This window comes from Nocardiopsis sp. FIRDI 009, from assembly GCF_003386285.1.
Classification (GTDB): domain Bacteria; phylum Actinomycetota; class Actinomycetes; order Streptosporangiales; family Streptosporangiaceae; genus Nocardiopsis.
The window spans coordinates 44,083-62,071 of record NZ_QPNC01000010.1 but is presented as its reverse complement, the minus strand read 5'-3'; the positions used below and the strand labels follow the sequence as shown (position 1 = coordinate 62,071).

20 protein-coding genes and 1 tRNA gene are annotated in these 17,989 nt (G+C 69.7%); 19 read left to right on the top strand and 2 right to left on the bottom strand.

What is annotated here, in order from left to right; genetic code table 11:
- The first annotated feature begins 3 nt into the window (after nt 1–3).
- The 4 genes from DVR05_RS09145 (at nt 4) to DVR05_RS09135 (ending at nt 4,692) form a co-directional block, all read left to right on the top strand.
- A complete protein-coding gene (locus DVR05_RS09145) occupies nt 4–840 on the top strand; it encodes a phosphoribosylaminoimidazolesuccinocarboxamide synthase (RefSeq protein ID WP_116245412.1) in 837 nt (278 codons plus the stop codon).
- 2 nt (nt 841–842) lie between these two features.
- Nucleotides 843–1,082, top strand: coding sequence for a hypothetical protein (locus DVR05_RS09140; RefSeq protein WP_116245411.1), 240 nt, complete (start codon nt 843–845; stop codon nt 1,080–1,082).
- Nucleotides 1,083–1,284: 202 nt separating this feature from the next.
- A complete protein-coding gene (locus DVR05_RS26550; RefSeq protein ID WP_157982414.1) occupies nt 1,285–2,724 on the top strand; it encodes an AAA family ATPase in 1,440 nt (479 codons plus the stop codon).
- A gap of 741 nt (nt 2,725–3,465) precedes the next feature.
- On the top strand, nt 3,466–4,692 hold the full coding sequence (locus DVR05_RS09135; RefSeq protein WP_116245410.1) for a PP2C family protein-serine/threonine phosphatase: 1,227 nt from the start codon (nt 3,466–3,468) through the stop codon (nt 4,690–4,692).
- Nucleotides 4,693–4,754: 62 nt separating this feature from the next.
- Here the strand turns inward: DVR05_RS09135 and DVR05_RS27835 are convergent, their stop codons facing one another.
- On the bottom strand, nt 4,755–5,333 hold the full coding sequence (locus DVR05_RS27835; protein ID WP_116245409.1) for a dihydrofolate reductase family protein: 579 nt from the start codon (nt 5,331–5,333) through the stop codon (nt 4,755–4,757).
- A gap of 100 nt (nt 5,334–5,433) precedes the next feature.
- On the opposite strand from DVR05_RS27835, the gene DVR05_RS09125 reads away from it, so the two are divergent.
- The 6 genes from DVR05_RS09125 to DVR05_RS09100 all read left to right on the top strand — a co-directional run bounded on the left by DVR05_RS09125 (nt 5,434) and on the right by DVR05_RS09100 (nt 11,138).
- On the top strand, nt 5,434–6,021 hold the full coding sequence (locus DVR05_RS09125; RefSeq protein ID WP_116245408.1) for a TetR/AcrR family transcriptional regulator: 588 nt from the start codon (nt 5,434–5,436) through the stop codon (nt 6,019–6,021).
- A gap of 213 nt (nt 6,022–6,234) precedes the next feature.
- Entirely contained in the window at nt 6,235–7,278 is a 1,044-nt protein-coding gene (locus DVR05_RS09120) for an iron-siderophore ABC transporter substrate-binding protein (protein WP_116245407.1), read from the top strand.
- 13 nt (nt 7,279–7,291) lie between these two features.
- Entirely contained in the window at nt 7,292–8,344 is a 1,053-nt protein-coding gene (locus DVR05_RS09115) for an iron ABC transporter permease (protein ID WP_116245406.1), read from the top strand.
- Nucleotides 8,341–9,426 (top strand): iron chelate uptake ABC transporter family permease subunit, encoded by a 1,086-nt coding sequence (locus DVR05_RS09110; protein WP_198659107.1) that lies wholly within the window; start codon nt 8,341–8,343, stop codon nt 9,424–9,426. The genes DVR05_RS09115 and DVR05_RS09110 overlap by 4 nt, the downstream gene beginning before the upstream one ends.
- A gap of 1 nt (nt 9,427) precedes the next feature.
- Nucleotides 9,428–10,273 (top strand): ABC transporter ATP-binding protein, encoded by an 846-nt coding sequence (locus DVR05_RS09105; RefSeq protein ID WP_116245405.1) that lies wholly within the window; start codon nt 9,428–9,430, stop codon nt 10,271–10,273.
- Between the two features lie 73 nt (nt 10,274–10,346).
- Nucleotides 10,347–11,138, top strand: a complete 792-nt coding sequence (locus tag DVR05_RS09100; protein ID WP_116245439.1) for an alpha/beta fold hydrolase — start codon at nt 10,347–10,349, stop codon at nt 11,136–11,138.
- A gap of 31 nt (nt 11,139–11,169) precedes the next feature.
- Here DVR05_RS09100 and DVR05_RS09095 read toward each other — a convergent pair whose 3' ends face one another.
- Nucleotides 11,170–11,577: an RNA-binding S4 domain-containing protein gene (locus tag DVR05_RS09095; protein WP_116245404.1), complete on the bottom strand. Its 408-nt coding sequence runs from the start codon at nt 11,575–11,577 to the stop codon at nt 11,170–11,172.
- 97 nt (nt 11,578–11,674) lie between these two features.
- Between DVR05_RS09095 and DVR05_RS09090 the strand changes: the two genes are divergently transcribed.
- The 9 genes from DVR05_RS09090 (at nt 11,675) to DVR05_RS26980 (ending at nt 17,956) form a co-directional block, all read left to right on the top strand.
- Nucleotides 11,675–11,749, top strand: a tRNA-Asp gene (locus DVR05_RS09090).
- A gap of 117 nt (nt 11,750–11,866) precedes the next feature.
- A complete protein-coding gene (locus tag DVR05_RS09085) occupies nt 11,867–12,601 on the top strand; it encodes an rRNA methyltransferase (RefSeq protein WP_116245403.1) in 735 nt (244 codons plus the stop codon).
- Nucleotides 12,602–12,756: 155 nt separating this feature from the next.
- A complete protein-coding gene (locus DVR05_RS26545) occupies nt 12,757–12,954 on the top strand; it encodes a hypothetical protein (RefSeq protein ID WP_157982413.1) in 198 nt (65 codons plus the stop codon).
- A gap of 70 nt (nt 12,955–13,024) precedes the next feature.
- Complete coding sequence (locus DVR05_RS09080) at nt 13,025–13,963, top strand: DUF5996 family protein (protein WP_116245402.1); 939 nt, start codon at nt 13,025–13,027, stop codon at nt 13,961–13,963.
- A gap of 164 nt (nt 13,964–14,127) precedes the next feature.
- Nucleotides 14,128–14,415, top strand: coding sequence for a GNAT family N-acetyltransferase (locus DVR05_RS09075; protein WP_116245401.1), 288 nt, complete (start codon nt 14,128–14,130; stop codon nt 14,413–14,415).
- Nucleotides 14,416–14,639: 224 nt separating this feature from the next.
- On the top strand, nt 14,640–16,139 hold the full coding sequence (locus tag DVR05_RS09070) for a sodium:alanine symporter family protein (RefSeq protein WP_116245400.1): 1,500 nt from the start codon (nt 14,640–14,642) through the stop codon (nt 16,137–16,139).
- A gap of 240 nt (nt 16,140–16,379) precedes the next feature.
- A complete protein-coding gene (locus DVR05_RS09065) occupies nt 16,380–16,979 on the top strand; it encodes a GNAT family N-acetyltransferase (RefSeq protein ID WP_116245399.1) in 600 nt (199 codons plus the stop codon).
- Between the two features lie 589 nt (nt 16,980–17,568).
- On the top strand, nt 17,569–17,784 hold the full coding sequence (locus DVR05_RS09060; protein ID WP_116245398.1) for a heavy-metal-associated domain-containing protein: 216 nt from the start codon (nt 17,569–17,571) through the stop codon (nt 17,782–17,784).
- A gap of 1 nt (nt 17,785) precedes the next feature.
- Nucleotides 17,786–17,956, top strand: coding sequence for a hypothetical protein (locus DVR05_RS26980; RefSeq protein ID WP_198659106.1), 171 nt, complete (start codon nt 17,786–17,788; stop codon nt 17,954–17,956).
- The last annotated feature ends 33 nt before the right edge of the window (nt 17,957–17,989 follow it).

Sequence of the window (17,989 nt, the reverse complement as noted above, 5' to 3'; positions counted from 1 at the left end):
GACATGGAACTGCTGCACTCGGGCAAGGTGCGCGACGTCTACGCCGATGGTGACGACCTCATCCTGGTGGCCTCGGACCGCGTGAGCGTCTACGACGTCGTGTTGCCCACCCCCATCCCCGACAAGGGCAAGATCCTCACACAGCTCTCGCTGTGGTGGTTCGAGCAGTTGGCCGACGTGGTGCCCAACCACATCATCTCCGCGACGGACGTCCCGGAGGAGTGGGCCGGGCGCGCGGTGCGCTGCCAGAAGCTCACCATGCTCCCCGTGGAGTGGATCGCTCGCGGCTACCTCGCGGGCCTCGGGCTCAAGGAGTACGAGAAGCAGGGCACGGTCTCGGGGATCAAGCTCCCCGAGGGCCTGGTGGAAGCCTCCAAGCTCCCCGAACCGATCTTCACCCCCACGACCAAGGCGACCGAGGGCCACGACGAGTTCATCACCTTCGCGGACGTCGTCGAGGAGATCGGCCAGGAGACCGCTGACCGCCTGCGCACGGTAACCCTGGACGTGTACAAGCGCGGCGCTGAGATCGCCGCTGAGCGCGGCATCATCATCGCTGACACCAAGCTGGAGTTCGGCCGCGCGGCGGACGGTACGCTCGTGCTCGCGGATGAGGTGCTGACCTCGGACTCGTCGCGGTTCTGGCCTGCGGACGACTGGCAGCCGGGTAGGCCCCAGCATGCGTTCGACAAGCAGTTCGTGCGGGACTGGTCCAGCACCATCACCGACTGGGACCGCACCCCGCCCGGCCCCGAGATCCCTGATGAGATCGTGGAAGCGACCCGAGCCCGGTACATCGAGGTCTACGAGCGGATCACCGGCAAGCGCTGGGAGGCGTGAGCATGTATCAGAGCTACGACCGCAACAAGCTTGTGCGGCAGGTGCGGGAACTCCTGGAGCGTGAGGGCCTTCAGCCGGTGGCGCAGGACGACCCGAAGCCGGAGCACGCCGCGATGCTGCTTCTGCGTTCCTTCGGAGTGGAGCCCGTCGTCGACCACGTGGAAGCCCTCAAGGGTGCGATGAACCGCACCTGGGAAGAAGCAGACGAGGAACGAACTAGAAATCGGAATCGCAATTCCTAAAGGAGGCTATAGAGGAAGAAAGCCCGGGCTGATGGCCCGGGCTTTATCGCGGGTCGAATGCCTTCAGAAGCAGGTGGCTCCTGGGTGCTCTAAAATAAATTGCAGTTCCCTGTGGTTTCAGTTATCCTGGATGAGCTTTGCCCTTAGATGGTGGAGGTAGGGCTTGGGGATCTCTCGTAAGAAAATAGAACTGTGGAAGTCGATGGCGAGGTTCAAGCCTGCGGAGCAAATAGAGAGCATCGAATTTTCGAAGGACTCTGTTTTCTCGGGGCAAAATGTCAGGTTTAGACCTTTCACTATTGTATGCGGAATGCATGGCTCGGGGAAGAGTGCACTGCTTGGCTACGTTGCCAGCTGTCTGTATAAGGGCATTCTTCACCCAGACAGGCCACCCTTCTACGAAAATCGGATCAGTCGCGGGGACAGGCCAGTTATTCGAGGGACGTGCCATGTTAGGGTTCGGCGAGATGAATCTGAAATAAGCTATTCGACCGGTCCTGGCCGAGAAGGGGAGGACTACGGTTCGCCGGCAGCTTTGACGGACTCTATTGGAGAAATCCACCCGAGGTTTCTTGATCCAAGTGAGTTGGCGTCAGAGATCGGGATTTTCTTCCAGGATTTCGATCTGCGATATTTTGACCTGATCTCTGAAGATCCCCAAGTTCAGGACCGGAGAGACCTGGAAGCGCTCCGGGATATTCTTGGTGTGTCGTACGAGGAGGTAATATATTTTCCCGTTGTAGTAGATCCTGAGTACTCCGTTGAATGGCCTTATGTCAAAGCCAAGCTTAAGGGAGAGTGGATCGATTCCCACCAAATGAGCTATGGAGAGTTGTGTGTTCACTTCATAAGATGGGTCCTTAAGAACCCTTGGGGTGGGCCAGTCGTGCTTGATGAGCCCGAGGCGAACATAGCTCATCGTGGACATGCAGCGCTTCTCGACGAAATTGCTCGATTGGCGCGTTCGTCGAAGACACAAGTTATCCTAGCAACTCACTCCCTATCCTTTCTCGAGCGTGTTCCCTTGAGTTGGGTTCTGATGTGTGTGCGTTCGGAGCTGAACCCTGTTATAGTCGAGCCCTCCCGCATTTCTGACCTTCGAGACACGCTAGGGATAGAGAACCCGCTTCGGGCATTAGTTGTGGTAGAGGATGAGATTGCCAATCTCACTCTTCAATTGATTCTCGGTGCCCACGGATTTCCCTTGTCTAGTAATGTGGAGATCATCGAGGCAGGCTCCTGGGTCGATGTAGTGAGAACTGTGAAAATTTTGTCCAGTTCTTCTAGGGTTGCCGCAGTGGCAATTATCGATGGAGACCAATCCGATAAGGTATCTCCCGAGGATTGTGTGCTCGCGCTCCCTGGTAGTGGACCTCCTGAGAAAGTCCTCTTTGAAAATGCACTGCTTTTCACTTCGGAGTTTGCAGCGAAGCTCGGGCTCTCAGAAGCTTCCACGAGAGTTTATTTGAGCGAACTTCTTGGCCTTGACCATCACCAGTGGCTTGAGAGATTATCTCGGAGAACTGGACAAGATCGCGGATATTGTTTGCGAGTTGCGTTCGAAATATGGCACAGTAATTCAGAAAACAAGGCCGAATGTGAGATCCTGGCTAGAGGGATAGAAAGAATAGTTTCCGGATAAAGAGGCGTTTAGGGGTGGAGATTCTAAAAATATCTGGATAAAAATCGGCGGGCGCATTCAGACTGAGTTGCATCTTGGTGGGGGCGGAGCGGCATGCAGCGGCCAATGCGCGGCCGTGTTTCGTCGCGACCAAGCCGGTTCCGGTGTTCGCGCAGGTCAACGTGGTTGCATGCGTGCTCAGCGTGGCCTACTGAAAAGCGGAAGGTCGGCGGTTCGACCCCGCCCCTAGCCACCCACCCTGAACAGGGACGACGCCCGGAGGCCACAGGCTCCGGGCGTTTTTTGACGTCAACGTGACAGCAACCGGTTCAGCCGGGCGCGCCCCCAGCCTCCCGAGCGCCCGCCGCCCGACCGTCCTCCGCCGTATGGGTCGCTCCAGGAGATTCGGACGCGTCCTGACGGCGCTTGGCCGAGCGGCCCCGACGCCCTTTCGACGGGGAGGATCCCGGACGGGGCGTCCGGTCCAGGGGCTCGTAGGCGGTGATCTCCTCGTCCGGACCCGAGACGGCCGGGTCCAACGCCTCGCGGTGGAGCGGGGGTCGGCGTGGGCCGGAGAGCGCCGACCGCTGCCAGCGGTGTGCCGCGACCGGCCGGAAAGTGGTCGAACAGGCAGGATGTGAGGGGTGGACGGGAGGGTCCCGCGGGTCGCCCGGTCCCTTGGGCCCCGTCGGTGGGCCGGGGGCGCGTCGATCAGCGCGGTGAGCCGGATGTGGGCGAGGAGAGAGCGGAAGAGGGCGGAACATGGCGGAGGATGAGGTGGAACGCCCGGAGGGCTTCGGTGAGCGGCTGCTGGGGCTGCTGCTGGATCGGGCCCGGTTGATGCCGCCCCGGCTGATCGCCCCGCTGATCGCGGAGGAAGTGACCAAGGTCGGCGGCCGTGACGTCTCCATCCTGCTCCAGGACTACGCGCAGGAGCTGTTGGTGCCGCTGCCGGGCAAGGGGCTGCACGTGGGCCGACCCGAGCCGATGGGCGGTTCCCCCGCCGGCCGGGCCTTCCTCCGTGTGGAGGTCGTCGAGGTACCGCAGCCCCGTGGCGGCGTCCGCGTGTACCTGCCCCTGCTGGACGGAAGCGACGAGGTGGGGGTGATGGCCCTCACCCTGGACGCGGTCGGCGACGACGACCGGCGCCTGCTGGGCAGGCTCGCCAGCCTGGTCGCCGACATCCTGGTCACCAAGAACGCCTACACCGACCAGTTCTTCCTGGTCCGGCGCCGGGAGCCGATGACCGTGTCCGCGGAGATCCAGTGGGGGCTGCTGCCGCCGTTGACGATGACCGTGCCGCAGGTCGAGGTGGCCGGCATGCTGGAGCCCGCCTACCGCGCGGCCGGCGACAGTTTCGACTACGCGCTCAACGGCGACATCCTGCACGTGGCCGTGATCGACGCGATGGGCCACGGCCTGGAGGCCGCCACGATGGCGGCCGTCGCCATCGGCGCCTACCGGCATGCCCGGCGGGTGTTCATCAGCCTGACCGAGAAGTACGCGTTCATGGACGACGCCATCTCCCGGCAGTTCGGCCCCGACCACTTCGTCACGGCACAGCTGATGCACGTCAACATCGCCACCGGTGAGCTGGAACTGGTCAACGCGGGCCACCCCGCGCCGCTGCTGATCCGCGACGGCCGGGTCGCGGGGCAGCTGGAGAGCGCGACGACGCTGCCCGTCGGCCTCAACGGTGAGAGACCCCGGCTCAAGGAGCACACGCTCCGGCCGGGTGACCGGGTGCTGTGCTACACCGACGGCATCACCGAGGAGCACCTCGCAGACGGGGTGCTGTTCGGCGAGGAGCGCCTCATCCGCTGCGTCAACCGCCTCGGGAAGGAGCCGTCAGAGGGGGCGCGGGCGGATCTGCGCCGACTCTCCCACACGCTGAAGGGGGAACGGGGCGGGCGCACCACCGATGACGCCACCCTTTTCATGATCGAGTGGCGCGGGGGCTCCGCCGACCACCTCGCCGAGCTCGACTGAGGAACCGGCGGCCCCACCGTACGGACCGCGCCGAGTCTCCGCCGGTCTCGTGCGGGCGTCGCTCACCGCCTGTCGTAGGTCAGCACGACCGTGCCGCTCTCCAGGGGGCGGGCGCCCTGGAGAGCGAAGTGGGTCGGCGAGAAGTCGGCCCGGAACAGGGGGACGCCGGCGCCCAGGACGACCGGGTAGAGCTTGACGACCAGCGCGTCGATCTCCGCGAGCAGGGCGCCCGCCAGGCGTCCTCCTCCCGCCAGGTAGACGTCCCCTCCGTCCCCCGACTCCTCGGCCTTCAGCTCCCGGATCCGCTCCACCGCGTCCGAGGCGATGACCTCCACCGCGGGGTCCTCGCTCCTCCCGAGGCTCTCCGACACCACGTACTGCCGCAGGTGGGCGTACGGGCTGGTGATCCCGATCTCCAGGGCGGGTTCGTAGGTGGCCCGGCCCTGGACGACGACGGCGAAGTTCGGGTTCGGGACGTCCACGCCCAACTGTTCGCGGACGTGGGTCGGCAGGGTGTCCGGGAACTCCTCGACGATGAGGTCGACCACGTCCGGGGTCACCGGGAAGTCGTCGACCTGGCCCTCGGGGCCCGCGATGTAGCCGTCGAGGGACATGCCGACGTAGTAGACGAGTCTGCGCATACTGTCCTCTTTTCACTCCATGCAAAGTACTTCAAGTGAAGTGATTTGAATGTAGTACTACGCTTGAAGTGATGTCAATCCGAACGAAGGGGAACCACCCATGCGCAAGAACCCCGAGCGCCGGGCCACCCTGCTCGACGCCGCCATCGAGGTGCTCGCCCGCGAGGGCGCGCGCGGTCTGACCTTCCGAGCCGTGGACCAGGAGGCGGGCGTCCCGGTCGGCACGTCCTCCAACTACTTCGACAGCCGTGACGACCTGTTCACCCAGGTCGGCCACCGTTTCTACCAACGTCTGGAGCCCGGGGCCGACCTCCTCGCCGCCGCCCAGGAGGGGCCGCGCGACCGCGCCCGGGTCGCCGAACTCATGCACGACGTCGTGGACCGCGTCAGCGACTTCCGCTCCGGCTTCCTCGCCCAGATCGAGCTGCGCCTGGAGGCCACGCGCCGTCCGGAGCTGCGCCGTCTGCTCACCGAGCGGGTCCGCGCGGACCTGGACGCCAACATCGACTTCCACGTCCGCTCCGGCTTCCCCGGGGGCGGCACCTCCGTCACCCTGCTCCACCTGGCGTTGAACTGGCTCATCCTGGAGCGGCTCACCCTGCCCGACGTCATCCCCCGGGAGCGCGCCCGCGCACTGGTGGACGCGGCGGTCGAGCGGGTCGTCCCCGACCCCGACGACCCCGTCTGAGGGGGTCATCGCCAGACGGTCCCGACGGCCGCCGCCGGGCTCCGTCCCTGCTACCGTCGGTGACCCCGTTCTCACCTGCGGGGACGTGGTCGCGAAAGCGGGGGTGGAGGCAGGCCGGGGTCAATGTTTTGTTAGCCTTACCTAACCAGACCTCGCCATGCCGTCGACGGTCGGCGGAGGTTCGGCCACCCCGTGTTGAGGAGCCCTTTTCGCATGCCCGCAGTACGCCTGCCCGGACCCGCACGGTACGCCGCCGCAGGGCTCGCCCTGACCGCTCTCCTGACCGCCTGCTCCGGCGGTGACACCGAGGACGCCGCCACGGGCGGTGACGGCGGCGGTGACGGCGCCTTCCCCGTCACCATCGACAGCGCCCTCGGCGAGACGGTCATCCCCGAGCGGCCCGAACGCGTGGTCACCTGGGGCTGGTCCGCCCAGGACGTCGTCCTCGCCCTCGACGTGATGCCGGTCGCCATGCCCCGCAACGACTACGGGGGCGACGAGGACGGCGTCCTGCCGTGGGACGCCGAGAGGATCGAGGAACTCGGCGACGAGGCCCCCACCATCCTCACCGGCGCGCACTCCGACGCCCCGCCCCTGGAGGAGATCGTCGAGGCCCGCCCGGACGTGATCCTCGCCCCCAACTCCGGGATCACCCAGGAGGACTTCGACCGCCTCTCCGGCATCGCCCCCACCGTCGCCTACCCTGACCAGCCCTGGGCCACCACGTGGCAGGAGCAGGTCGACATCGTCGGCCGCGCCCTCGGCATGGAGGAGGAGGCCGACGCCCTGCTGGCGCGGACCCGGGAACAGGTCGAGGAGTTCGCCGCCGAGCACCCCGTCCTGGAGGGCACCACCTTCTTCTACGCCGCCGCGAACGAGGCGGACGTGCTCAACGTCTACCGGGAGTACGACCCCCGCGTCGAGATGCTCACCGACCTGGGCATGGCGCCCGGCGCCAGTGCGACCGAACTGGACACCGACCCCGACGACTCGTTCTTCTTCCAGGTCTCCCGCGAGAACCTCCAGGAGATCGAGACCGACGTCCTGGTCATGTACTTCGCGAACGAGCAGGCCCTGGAGGAGTTCACCTCCGACCCGCTCGTCGCCGCCATGCCCGCCGTCCGGGAGGACCGCTTCGCCCCGATCGTCGGCGAGGACTTCGTGATGGCCAGCAGCGCCCCCACCGTCCTGTCCGTCCCGTGGATGCTCGACCGGTACGTGCCGGAGCTGGCCGCCGCGGCCGAGAACGTCGAGTAGCGCGGACGCCGGCATGACCACAACGACCGGGGGCGGCACGGGCGCCGCCCCCGCCGTCCGGACCCGCGGGCGGCTCCGCGTCCCCCTGGGCTTCGTCCTGCTGGGCTCGGGGCTCGCGGTCGCCGTGGCGTGCAGCCTCGCGGTGGGAGCCAACCCCCTGCCGCTCCGCGTCGTCGCCGACGCCCTGCTCGACACCGACCTGTCCGACCCGGAACACCTGATCATCGTCGACCGTCGGGTGCCGCGCACCCTCGTCGGACTCGCGGCGGGCGCGGCCCTGGGCATGGCGGGCGCGGTCATGCAGGGCCTGACCCGCAACCCCCTCGCCGACCCCGGGCTGCTCGGGATCAACGCGGGGGCCTCGCTGTCCGTGGTGGCCGCGATCAGCCTCCTCGGCGTCACCTCCCCGGGCGGGTACGTCTGGTTCGCCTTCGTGGGCGCCGCCCTGGCGTCGACGGTCGTGTACGGGGTGTCGAGCCTGGGCCGCGAGGGCGCCACCCCGGTCAAGCTGGCCCTGGCGGGGGCGGCGGTCACGGCGGCGCTGACCTCGATCGTCACGGCCGTCCTCCTCGTCGACCGGTCCACCCTGGACCAGATGCGGTTCTGGCAGGTGGGCGCACTGGCCTCACGCGACCTGTCCGTGTTCCTGCGCACCGGGCCGTTCGTCCTGGCCGGGGCGGTCGTCGCCCTGGGACTGGGCCGGACCCTCAACGGTCTCGCTCTCGGCGAGGACGTGGCGCGCGGACTGGGCCAGAACCTCGCCCGGACCCGCGGCCTGGCCGCCCTCGCGGTCATCGCGCTGTGCGGCGCCGCCACGGCGGCCGTCGGGCCGATCGGCTTCGTCGGACTGCTCGTGCCGCACGCGGCGCGGTTCGCGGTCGGCCTCGACTACCGCCTGATCCTGCCGTTCAGCGCGCTCGCCGCACCCACCCTCCTCCTGGCCTGCGACGTCGTCGCGCGTGTGGTCGCGCGGCCCGGGGAGCTCCAGGTGGGGATCGTCACCGCGGCGATCGGCGCGCCACTGTTCATCGCCCTGGTACGGCGGGGAAGGGCGGTGCGGCTGTGATCCGCGACCCCGGAACCCCGAGCGGCCCGCCCACGCCTCGACCGGCCCCCGACCGATCCGCCTCCTCCGTCCGCGCCGTCCGCCTGCGCGGGAACCGGCGCGAGCTCGGGGTCACGCTCGTCTTCCTGCTGGTGCTCCTGGCCCTCATGGCGCTCGGGGTGAGTATGGGTCGGGCGTCGGTGTCCCTGCCCGAACTCCTCGACCTCCTCACCGGGCGCGCCGACCAGGTCACCCGCTTCGTCGTCGTGGAGCTGCGCCTGCCCCGACTGCTCACCGCCGTGGTCGCGGGGGCGTGCCTGGGGCTGTCGGGCGCCCTGCTCCAGAGCATCGTCCGCAACCCGCTGGCCAGTCCGGACATCGTCGGCATCACCCACGGCGCAAGCGCGGCCGGGGTCGTCGGCGTGGTCTACCTGGGGATCAGCGGACTGGCCCTGGCCGGGTTCGTCTGCCTGGGCGGCGTCGGCGCGGCGGTCGCGATCTACCTGCTCGCCTGGCGGCGCGGTGTGGTCGGGTACCGGCTCCTGCTCACGGGCATCGGCGTGGCCGCCCTGGCCACGAGCGTCGTCTCCTGGGTCCTCACCCAGACGGACGTGCGCGACGCGACGGTGGCGCTGACCTGGATCACGGGTAGTCTGGCCCGCGCCGACTGGCCCACCCTGAACCCGCTGCTGGTCTGCGCCGGGATCCTGGCGGTGCTGTTGGCCGTGGTGGGCCCGCGACTGCGTTCGCTGGAGCTCGGCGACGACCCGGCGGACGCCCTGGGCGTCTCCGTGGAGCGCACCCGGTTCTGGCTGCTGCTGGCCTCGGTGGCGCTGGCCTCCTCGGCGGTGGCGGTGACCGGTCCGGTCGCGTTCGTCGCACTGGTCAGCGCGCCCATCGCCCGGCGTACCGTGGGTTCGGGCCGACCTGCCCCGGTCCCGGCGGCGCTGGTCGGCGCCGTGATCATGCTCGCGTCCGACCTCATCGCGCAGTTCACGATCCCCGAGACCACCCTCCCGGTGGGCGTGGTGACCGGTGTCGTGGGCGCTCCGTACCTTCTCTGGCTCCTCATGCGGACCAACCGGTCCGGGGCGGGTGGTTGACATGACTCTGACCGACAGCGGCGGCGCGGCGGGCTCCGTCGACGCCTTCACCTCCCTGGAGACCGAGGGGTTGACGCTCGGCTACGGGGAGGAGCCGGTCGTCCACGACCTCACGGTCAGCGTGCCACCGGGCGTGGTCACCTCGATCGTCGGAGCCAACGGGTGCGGCAAGTCCACGCTGCTGCGCGGCATGGCCCGGTTGCTGACCCCGCGTTCGGGGCGGGTGCTGCTCAACGGCTCGGACATCCACGCCCTCGCCACCCGCGACGTCGCCCGGATCGTCGGACTGCTGCCGCAGAACCCGGTCGCGCCCGAGGGGATCACGGTCGCCGACCTCGTCGGCCGGGGCCGCTACCCGCACCAGGGCTGGTTCCGCCGCTGGACGGCGGAGGACGACCGGGCGGTCCAGGAGGCGTTGACGGCGACGGACACGCTGGACCTGGCGGAGCGGCCGGTGGACGAGCTCTCCGGCGGGCAGCGGCAGCGGGTGTGGATCGCGATGACCCTCGCCCAGCGCACCGACCTGCTGCTGTTGGACGAACCGACGACCTTCCTCGACATCGCCCACCAGGTCGAGGTCCTGGACCTGCTGCTGGAGCTGAACCGGACCCGGGGCACCACGGTCGTCATGGTGCTGCACGACCTCAACCTGGCCGCGCGCTACTCCGACCACCTGGTGGCGATGCGGGAGGGGCGGGTCCACGCCTCCGGCCGCCCGAGGGACGTGGTCACCGAGGACCTGGTCCGCGACGTCTTCGGGCTGTCGGCGAAGGTGTACCCGGACCCCGTCTCCGGTACCCCGAGCCTGTCGCCGCTGGTGCGCAACCCCGAGCACCTGCCGAGCTGAACCGGGCGGCTCCGCGGGCGACTGTGACCCGGACCGCGGCGCGTTCGGGGCCGCTCGGGTAGTGTCCGGCCACGTGAGCCACGCGACCGCCGCAGACGGCACCCGGATCTGGTACGACACCCTCGGTGAGGGCGAGCCCCTGCTGCTCGTCCACGGGCAGTCCCTCGACCACACGATGTGGAACGGGGTCGCCGAGGGGCTGGCCCGCCGCCACCGGGTCGTCCGGATGGACCTGCGCGGCACGGGCGACAGCGACGCCCCGGTCGACGAGCCCTACACGATGGACCTCCTCGCCCGCGACGCCCTCGCGGTCCTGGACGACCTCGGCGTCGGGCGCGCCCACGTCTACGGCTTCTCCATGGGCGGCAAGGTCGCGCAGACGCTCGCGGCCACGTCCCCCGGGAGGATCGGCGCCCTCATCCTGGGCTCGACCGCACCGGGCGGGACGCACGAGGTCGAGCGCCCCCGCGAGGCGTCGCTGGCCCTGCGCAAGGCCAACACCGAGGAGGGGCGCGGGCTCATCGCGCACCTGTTCTACACACCGGCCTGGGCCGACGCGCACCCGGACACCGTCGCCACGATCGTGCCGCGCAACCCCCTGCGCGCCCAGCGGCGGCACTACGAGGCCAGCCTCCGCCACGACGGGTGGGACCTGCTCCCCGCCATCACCGCGCCGACGCTGGTCCTGCACGGCGAGGACGACGAACTCACCCCCGCCGCCAACGCCAAACTGCTGGCCGAGCGCATCCCGGGCGCACGCCTGTCGCTCCTGCCCGGGGTCCGCCACGGGTACCCGCACGAGGCGGCGCCCGGGGCCACCCGGGAGGTTCTCGACTTCCTGGCGGAGCACCCGCTGTCCGGCTGACACCGGGCGATCCGGCCGGTTCCGGTCCGGCTCAGGCCGGGGGCCACCGCTCGGCGCGCAGCCGGTCGAGCTGGCGCCGGTCGCGCTTGGTCGGGCGGCCCGCGCCCCGGTCCCGCCGGATCACGGGTCCGGTCGCCTGGGGCGGAGGGGCGGGTGTCCGGTCGACGTAGCACCGCGTCGCGATGGGCGCCCCGACCCTCTTGACGATGACATGGCTCACGTCGACCAGCCGCGTCGTGCCGTGCAGGCGGACGCGGACCTCGTCCCCGACCCTCACCGCGGTGGCCGCCTTGGCGGGGCGGCCGTTGACGCGGACGTGGCCGCCGCGGCACGCCTGGGCGGCGTCCGACCTCGTCTTGGTGAGGCGGACGGCCCACAGCCAGCGGTCGACCCGGGTGGATTCGGGGCCGGACGGCAGGGGCGCCGACGGGTCGCTCACACCCTCTCCTCTCGGTCTCGTCGGGCGTTGTGAGCCACTTTAGGCGGGCGGCGGTACGAAGTACTCCAAAGTCGCGCTAGAGTTGTTCCTGCAACGAGGTCCTGTGGAGCAGTTAGGAGTGCTCGCCACCCTGTCAAGGTGGAGGCCGCGGGTTCAAATCCCGTCAGGACCGCAGCCGGAGCCCGGCACCGCGAGGTGCCGGGCTCCTGTCGTTGTGGGGTGGAACCCGCGCGAGGGGGAAGGTCCCCTTCGGAGGCGACGGCACCGGTCACGGAAGGATGACGGCACGTTGGGCTACCGGTACGCCACCGAGCGGGCGGACCACTCGGCGTTGGCGAGCGGGCAGGTACTGCGTTCGGCGCCCGGGTACCCGGGCTTCCCCGTGCGACTGGCGAGCGAACTCTTCCAGCGCGCGCTGGCCCACGTCCACGACACCCCGGTGCGCCTGTGGGACCCCTGCTGCGGCGGCGGGTACCTGGTCACGGTGCTGGGGCTGCTCCACCGCGACCGGATCTCCCACGTGCGCGCCTCGGACGTGGACGCCGACGCGGTCGAGCTGGCGGCACGCAACCTGGAGCTGCTGACGGCCTCCGGCCTCGCGGCGCGTGAGGCGGAGCTGCGCCGGTCGGCGCGGGACTTCGGACGGGTGGCGTTCGTGGAGCGGGCCGAGGCGGCGGCCGACCTCGCCGCCGGTCTGGCCGCGATGGGCGGAGACCTGCCGCACGACTCGGCGGTGGCCGACGTGTTCACCCTGGAGAAACCGGTCGACGCCGACCTGGTGGTGACGGACGTGCCCTACGGGGAGATGACCCGGTGGTCCGGGGCCGTGCCGGGTCGGGACCCGGTGGGCGCCCTGCTGGCCTCGCTCGGCCGTGTCCTGCCCGATCGGGCCGTCGTGGTCGTCACGGCGCGCACCCGGCGGATCGCGCTGCCCGAGGGGGTGCGGGCCCTCGAACGCGTGCGGGTCGGCAACCGCTCGGCGGTCCTCGTCCGCGCCCGCGACGTGGCCCCCTCCTCCGGCTGAGGCCCCCCGTCCTCCTCCGTCCGGGGCCGATTGTCACCCCTCACGGAGTGGGAAACGTGACATCCGTGCCGGATCAGGCATATTCAGTTACGGAACGTGGCGGGATCCGGGTCGGGGCCCGCCGGGTCAGGCAGCGGTGAACGGGGGTTGTCCTCATGACGTCACGAGGCGAGCGCGGAGTCCCGTGGGGGCGTCCGGTACGTCCGGCCCGCGGAGTGAACCAGGTCGGGCCGTGCTCCCGGGAGGTGTCCGCCGAGGACGGGACCGCCCTCACCCGGGTGGACGACTATCCGGCGGTCGTGCCGGACCGCCCCGCGCTCGACCGGCACGGTTACCCGCACCGGCCCAGGTGACCGCGTTTCCCGGGGCCCGAGCCCGCACCGCCGCCCAGCCCAGAAGGCACCACCCAGGAGACCCGGCATCATGGAGCTGTTCCCGTCCTTCCCGCTCGACACGTGGTACGACACCAAGCAGACGCTGCACCGCTTCGAGCAGATCGTCGGCAAGACGCGCCTGCGCCACAGCCCGCGCCGCAACCACTGGTGGCACGTGCCCTTCCACCTGACCGGCACGGGGATCACGACGCGTCCGATGGGGATGGTGGACGGCAACCCCGTGTTCACCGTCGACTTCGACTTCGTCCGCCACCAACTGGTCGCGTCGAACATCGACGGGGCACGGGTGTCCTTCCCGCTCCAGGGCAACAGCGTCGCCTCCTTCTACCTGCGGTTCCAGTCCGCCCTGGACAGCCTGGGCGTGGACGGGAGCATCCCGGAGGCGCACCCGTTCGACCTGCCCGACACCGAGCGGCCGTTCGTGGAGGACCACGAGCACGCCACCTACGTGCCCGAGCACGCCACGCGGTACTGGCAGATCCTCAGCCAGGTCAACCTCGTCCTGGAGGAGTTCTCGGCGGGGTTCTCCGGCAAGACCAGCCCCGTGCACCACTTCTGGCACACCTTCGACATCGCGGTCACCCGTTTCTCCCCGCACCCGGTGCCGCAACCGAAGGAGGCGGGCGAACTGATCCGCGAGGCCTACTCGCGGGAGGTCGTGAGCTTCGGGTTCTGGTTCGGCGACGACAACATCCCCGAACCGTGCTTCTACTCCTACACCGCCCCCGAACCCCGGGGGCTGACCGAGCGGCGGCTCGCGCCCACGGCGGCGGAGTGGGTGGAGAGCGGCCACGGGCACCTGGCGCTGCTGCGGTACGCCGACGCGCGCAAGGCGCCGGACCCGCGGGCCACCGTCCTGGAGTTCCTGGAGAGCGCCTACCGGGCGGGGGCGGAGCTGGCCGGGTGGGACATCGACGCGCTGGCCTGTCCCGGAGGGATCACCGATCCGTACCGGGCCGGCCACTGAGGGCGGTCGCCGCCGCCGGAGGAGGTCGCCGGGCGCTCCGGTTCGGGAACACCTGGCAGTTTTGCCCCGTTCTTTGGTGTGCGCGGAGTTTCCGGGGGAATGGGGCCCCGGAAGCGGAACGCGCCTGCAGGGCCCGCGGAGGGCACCCGGAGCGGGGGAGTGGCATGGACCTGACCGTCGTCGACGCGCCGGAGCGGTCGAGATACGAGGTGAGCGCCGACGGACGGGTGGTGGGTTTCTCCGCCTACCACCTCATCGAGGAGGGGGTGCTCGCCCTGCCCCACGTGGAGGTGGAATCCTCCTTCGAGGGTCGGGGCGTGGCCAGCACGCTCCTGCGGGAGTCCCTCGACGACATCCGCGCCCGCGACCTGAAGGTCGTGCCGATCTGCCCGTTCGTCCAGGCGTTCCTGGAGCGGCACCCGGGCTACGGGGACCTGGTCCAGGGGGCCTGAGCCGGTCCGGTCGGGTGCTCCGGGCGCAGGCGTCCGTCCCGGTCGGGGGCGGTCCCCGCGATGCCCCCCGCCGGGGGTCACCGCGTCCACGGAGAGATCGAACTTTCGCGTAACGGAAAAATCACCTTCCCGTGACGGTGCGCACCCACGGGTGAGTGACCCGTGTTCGGGGGTATACGGCTGCGGTTGCCCGTTGTATCCCGGAGCGAAGGAGCTCACCCGTCGTGTTAGTCGCAGACGCAACCCCCACCCTCGACGAACGCGTCACCGGCGCCATCGGGGACTTCAACAACGACATCCTCTGGTCCTGGGGCGTGATCCCGCTCCTGGTCGTCGTCAGCCTGTACTTCACCTTCGGGTCCGGCGTGGTCCAGCTCCGGATGCTGCCCGAGATGTTCCGGGTCCTGAGAAGCAAACCCGAGACGGCGCCCGACGGCAAGAAGGCCGTCTCCTCGCTCCAGGCGTTCATGATCTCGGCCGCGGCGCGCGTCGGCACCGGCAACATCGTCGGCGTGTCCGTCGCCATCGCGCTCGGCGGTCCCGGCGCGGTGTTCTGGATGTGGCTGATGGCGACGGTGGTCGGCGGCGCCAGCTTCGTCGAGGCCACGCTCGCGCAGCTCTACAAGGTCCGCGACCGGTCCGGCTACCGGGGCGGCCCCGCCTACTACATGGAGCGCGGGCTCGGCCAGCGGTGGATGGGGGTCCTGTTCGCGGTCATCCTCATCCTGACCTTCCCGATGGTGTTCAACGCGGTGCAGAGCAACACCATCGCCGGCGCGGTGGCCAACTCCTCCGAGACCCTGGGGACCGGTTCCGGGATGTGGCTGTCGGCCGCGGTCGGCGCCGTGCTCGTCGTGGTCACCGCTCTGGTCATCTTCGGCGGCGTCCGCCGGATCGCGCACACCGCCCAGGCGCTCATCCCGTCGTTCGCGGCCCTGTACGTCGTCATCGGTCTGGTCATCATGGCCATGAACTACGAGGCGATCCCGGCCGTGTTCGCCACGATCTTCGAGCACGCCTTCGGCCTGCGCGAGTTCGGCGCGGCCACGCTCGGCACGGTGATCATCCAGGGTGTGCGCCGGGGGATGTTCTCCAACGAGGCCGGTCTGGGATCGGCGCCGGTCGCGGCGGCCAGCGCCTCCGTGACGCACCCGGCCAAGCAGGGCCTCGTGCAGACGCTGGGCGTGTACTTCGACACCCTGGTGCTGTGCACGGTCACCGCCTTCATCATCCTGCTCGCCGCGGGGGACCAGGTCGGCGGGGAACTGGAGGGCGACCTGGCGCAGCACGCCGTCATGGCGTCGCTGGGCCCGTGGGCGCTGCACCTGATGACCGTGATCATCCTGCTGGTCGCGTTCACGTCGGTGCTCGGCAACTACTACTACGGTGAGTCCAACATCGAGTACCTCACCGGTCACCGGGGCGTGCTGATCGGGTACAAGGTCGTGTTCCTGCTGGCGACCTTCCTGGGCTCGCTGGGGTCGATCGACCTGGTCTGGACGCTGGCCGACACGACCATGGGCTCCATGGCGCTGATCAACCTACTGGCGATCACGCCGCTGGCACTGATCGCGTTCCGCCTGCTCAAGGACTACAACCAGCAGCGTCGGGAGGGGCGGGACCCGGTGTTCACCCGGGACCGGATGCCCGACCTGCGCGGGGTCGAGTGCTGGGAGTCGGAGGAGGAGGTCCTCTCCGGCGTCCGGAAGCAGGGGTCGTCCTGAGCCGTCCGCACCGGGGCCGGCGGGGTGACGGCCCCGTGCGGCGGGGGCGGTGACCGGGCCGACGACCGGGTCACCGCCCCCCGCGCGTGGGGGCACACGGAGACGGCGAACCGTACGAATCGTGTAGAAGTCCGGAAAGCCTCTTGTTTACCGGCATCCGTGTTCTTTCGGTCACGAAGCCGAGGCGCTAGTGTTCTGCATCACAGTTGTGGCGCCCGTGTGTCTCGCCGAGGGAGTCGGATGTCCATCGTCTCAATCGAGCCCGCCACCGCCGAGCGGTGGACGGACCTGGAGAACCTGTTCGGACCGACCGGGGCCTACGGGCACTGTTGGTGCACGTTCTTTCGCAGACGCGCGAAAGACCACACGGCGAGCACCTCGTGTGAGCGCTCCCAGCGGGGCGTGGACAACAAGCGGGAGCTGCGTCGGCTGACCCTGGAGGGCCGTGTCCCCGGTCTGATCGCCTACGACGACGACGGGCCGTGCGGGTGGGTGTCGGTGGCGCCCCGGGAGGACTACATCCGGTTGTCGCGGTCGCGGTCCCTGCGGCCCGCGGACCCGCACGAACCGGGGGTGTGGGCCCTGGTCTGCTTCTGGCTGCCGCCGAGGCGGCGGCGCCGGGGGCTCGGCAGCCGCCTGCTCGACGGCGCCGTCGAGTACGCCAGGGCGGGCGGCGCGCGGGTGCTGGAGGCCTACCCCGTGGACACGGCGGGCGGCCGGGCGCCCAGCGCGGAGGTGTACACGGGGACCGTCGAGATGTTCCGGCGGGCGGGGTTCTCGCTCTTCCCGCACCACGCCAGCGAGCGGACGGTGGCCCGGCTGGAGCTGAAGGCGGACTGAGGTCGGGCGGCGCGGAAGGCGCCGAATCGGGCGGGTGGAGCCGTCCGAAACACCGCTGAGGAAGGCGCCCGGGAACCGGGGGAGGGTATCCCGGAGGATCAGGGGCGCGGGTCGGCGCGGTCGATCCACCCGGTGGTGACGAGAACGTCCCCTCCCCCTCCGGAGCCGGGAGCGGAGGACCGCCCGTCCGCGGTCGGCGAGATCGTCGGCGACCGCCGTGACGTGGGCCGGGGCCGCGCTCGGGGCGGGACGGAAAGGCGCGGCGCGGGGGTTGGGCCGCGCAGTCGATCCTCGGATCCCCGGAGTCCGCGTCGCCCATGCGCTGACCGCGGGGTTCTCGCCGTCCAACGGGCCGCCGCGCGGGCCGGCCGCCTCCCCGCGGACCTCGACGGCGGCCGGTTGGCCGCAGCCGCCGTGAAGGGGGCGTCTTTGCCGTGCCTTTGTACCCCCCTGGGGTAATCTCGGGCACAGGGTCGCGATGATCGTTCCGACGCGCTTGACGGATCAATACCCCTGGGGGGTATAGTTGTTCCCAGATGGAGCGACCCGACCCCGGGTCGCCGAGGTACCCACGTACTCAGGAGGCGACATGGCCACCACTACCACCGCTGTTTACGAGGTCGACGGCATGAGCTGCGGCCACTGCGTCAACGCCATCACCAAGGAGGTCACCGGCGTCGCGAACGTCTCCGACGTCAAGGTCGACCTGGAGAGCCGGAAGGTGACCGTCACCGGCGAGGGCCCGGTCGAGGACGCCGCGGTCCGCGCCGCCATCGACGAGGCCGGATACGAGGTGCGGAACTGACATGAACGTGACCACGAGGCTCGGGCTCTTCGCCCTCGGACTCGTGGCCGTGTTCGCCGCGATGCTCGGGGTCGGCTCCCTGGTCGGCCCCCTCCTCCCCGACAGCGTCATCGGCCAGACCGAGAGCGCGGCGGAGGATCCGGGCGGCGGAGCGGTTCACGGTCGCGAGTAGGGCTTGATCTCCCGGAGCGATTCCCCCCACGGG

Excerpts from the sequence above, each read along its gene's own strand:
- DVR05_RS09115 (WP_116245406.1), top strand. The coding sequence starts at position 7,292 with ATGACCACAACGACCGGGGGCGGCACGGGCGCCGCCCCCGCCGTCCGG.
- DVR05_RS09060 (WP_116245398.1), top strand. The coding sequence starts at position 17,569 with ATGGCCACCACTACCACCGCTGTTTACGAGGTCGACGGCATGAGCTGC.
- DVR05_RS26980 (WP_198659106.1), top strand. The coding sequence starts at position 17,786 with ATGAACGTGACCACGAGGCTCGGGCTCTTCGCCCTCGGACTCGTGGCC.
- DVR05_RS09080 (WP_116245402.1), top strand. The coding sequence starts at position 13,025 with ATGGAGCTGTTCCCGTCCTTCCCGCTCGACACGTGGTACGACACCAAG.
- DVR05_RS09105 (WP_116245405.1), top strand. The coding sequence starts at position 9,428 with ATGACTCTGACCGACAGCGGCGGCGCGGCGGGCTCCGTCGACGCCTTC.
- DVR05_RS26545 (WP_157982413.1), top strand. The coding sequence starts at position 12,757 with ATGACGTCACGAGGCGAGCGCGGAGTCCCGTGGGGGCGTCCGGTACGT.
- DVR05_RS09135 (WP_116245410.1), top strand. The coding sequence starts at position 3,466 with ATGGCGGAGGATGAGGTGGAACGCCCGGAGGGCTTCGGTGAGCGGCTG.
- DVR05_RS09125 (WP_116245408.1), top strand. The coding sequence starts at position 5,434 with ATGCGCAAGAACCCCGAGCGCCGGGCCACCCTGCTCGACGCCGCCATC.
- DVR05_RS09120 (WP_116245407.1), top strand. The coding sequence starts at position 6,235 with ATGCCCGCAGTACGCCTGCCCGGACCCGCACGGTACGCCGCCGCAGGG.
- DVR05_RS09140 (WP_116245411.1), top strand. The coding sequence starts at position 843 with ATGTATCAGAGCTACGACCGCAACAAGCTTGTGCGGCAGGTGCGGGAA.
- DVR05_RS09065 (WP_116245399.1), top strand. The coding sequence starts at position 16,380 with ATGTCCATCGTCTCAATCGAGCCCGCCACCGCCGAGCGGTGGACGGAC.
- DVR05_RS09075 (WP_116245401.1), top strand. The coding sequence starts at position 14,128 with ATGGACCTGACCGTCGTCGACGCGCCGGAGCGGTCGAGATACGAGGTG.
- DVR05_RS26550 (WP_157982414.1), top strand. The coding sequence starts at position 1,285 with ATGGCGAGGTTCAAGCCTGCGGAGCAAATAGAGAGCATCGAATTTTCG.
- DVR05_RS27835 (WP_116245409.1), bottom strand. The coding sequence starts at position 5,333 with ATGCGCAGACTCGTCTACTACGTCGGCATGTCCCTCGACGGCTACATC.
- DVR05_RS09145 (WP_116245412.1), top strand. The coding sequence starts at position 4 with ATGGAACTGCTGCACTCGGGCAAGGTGCGCGACGTCTACGCCGATGGT.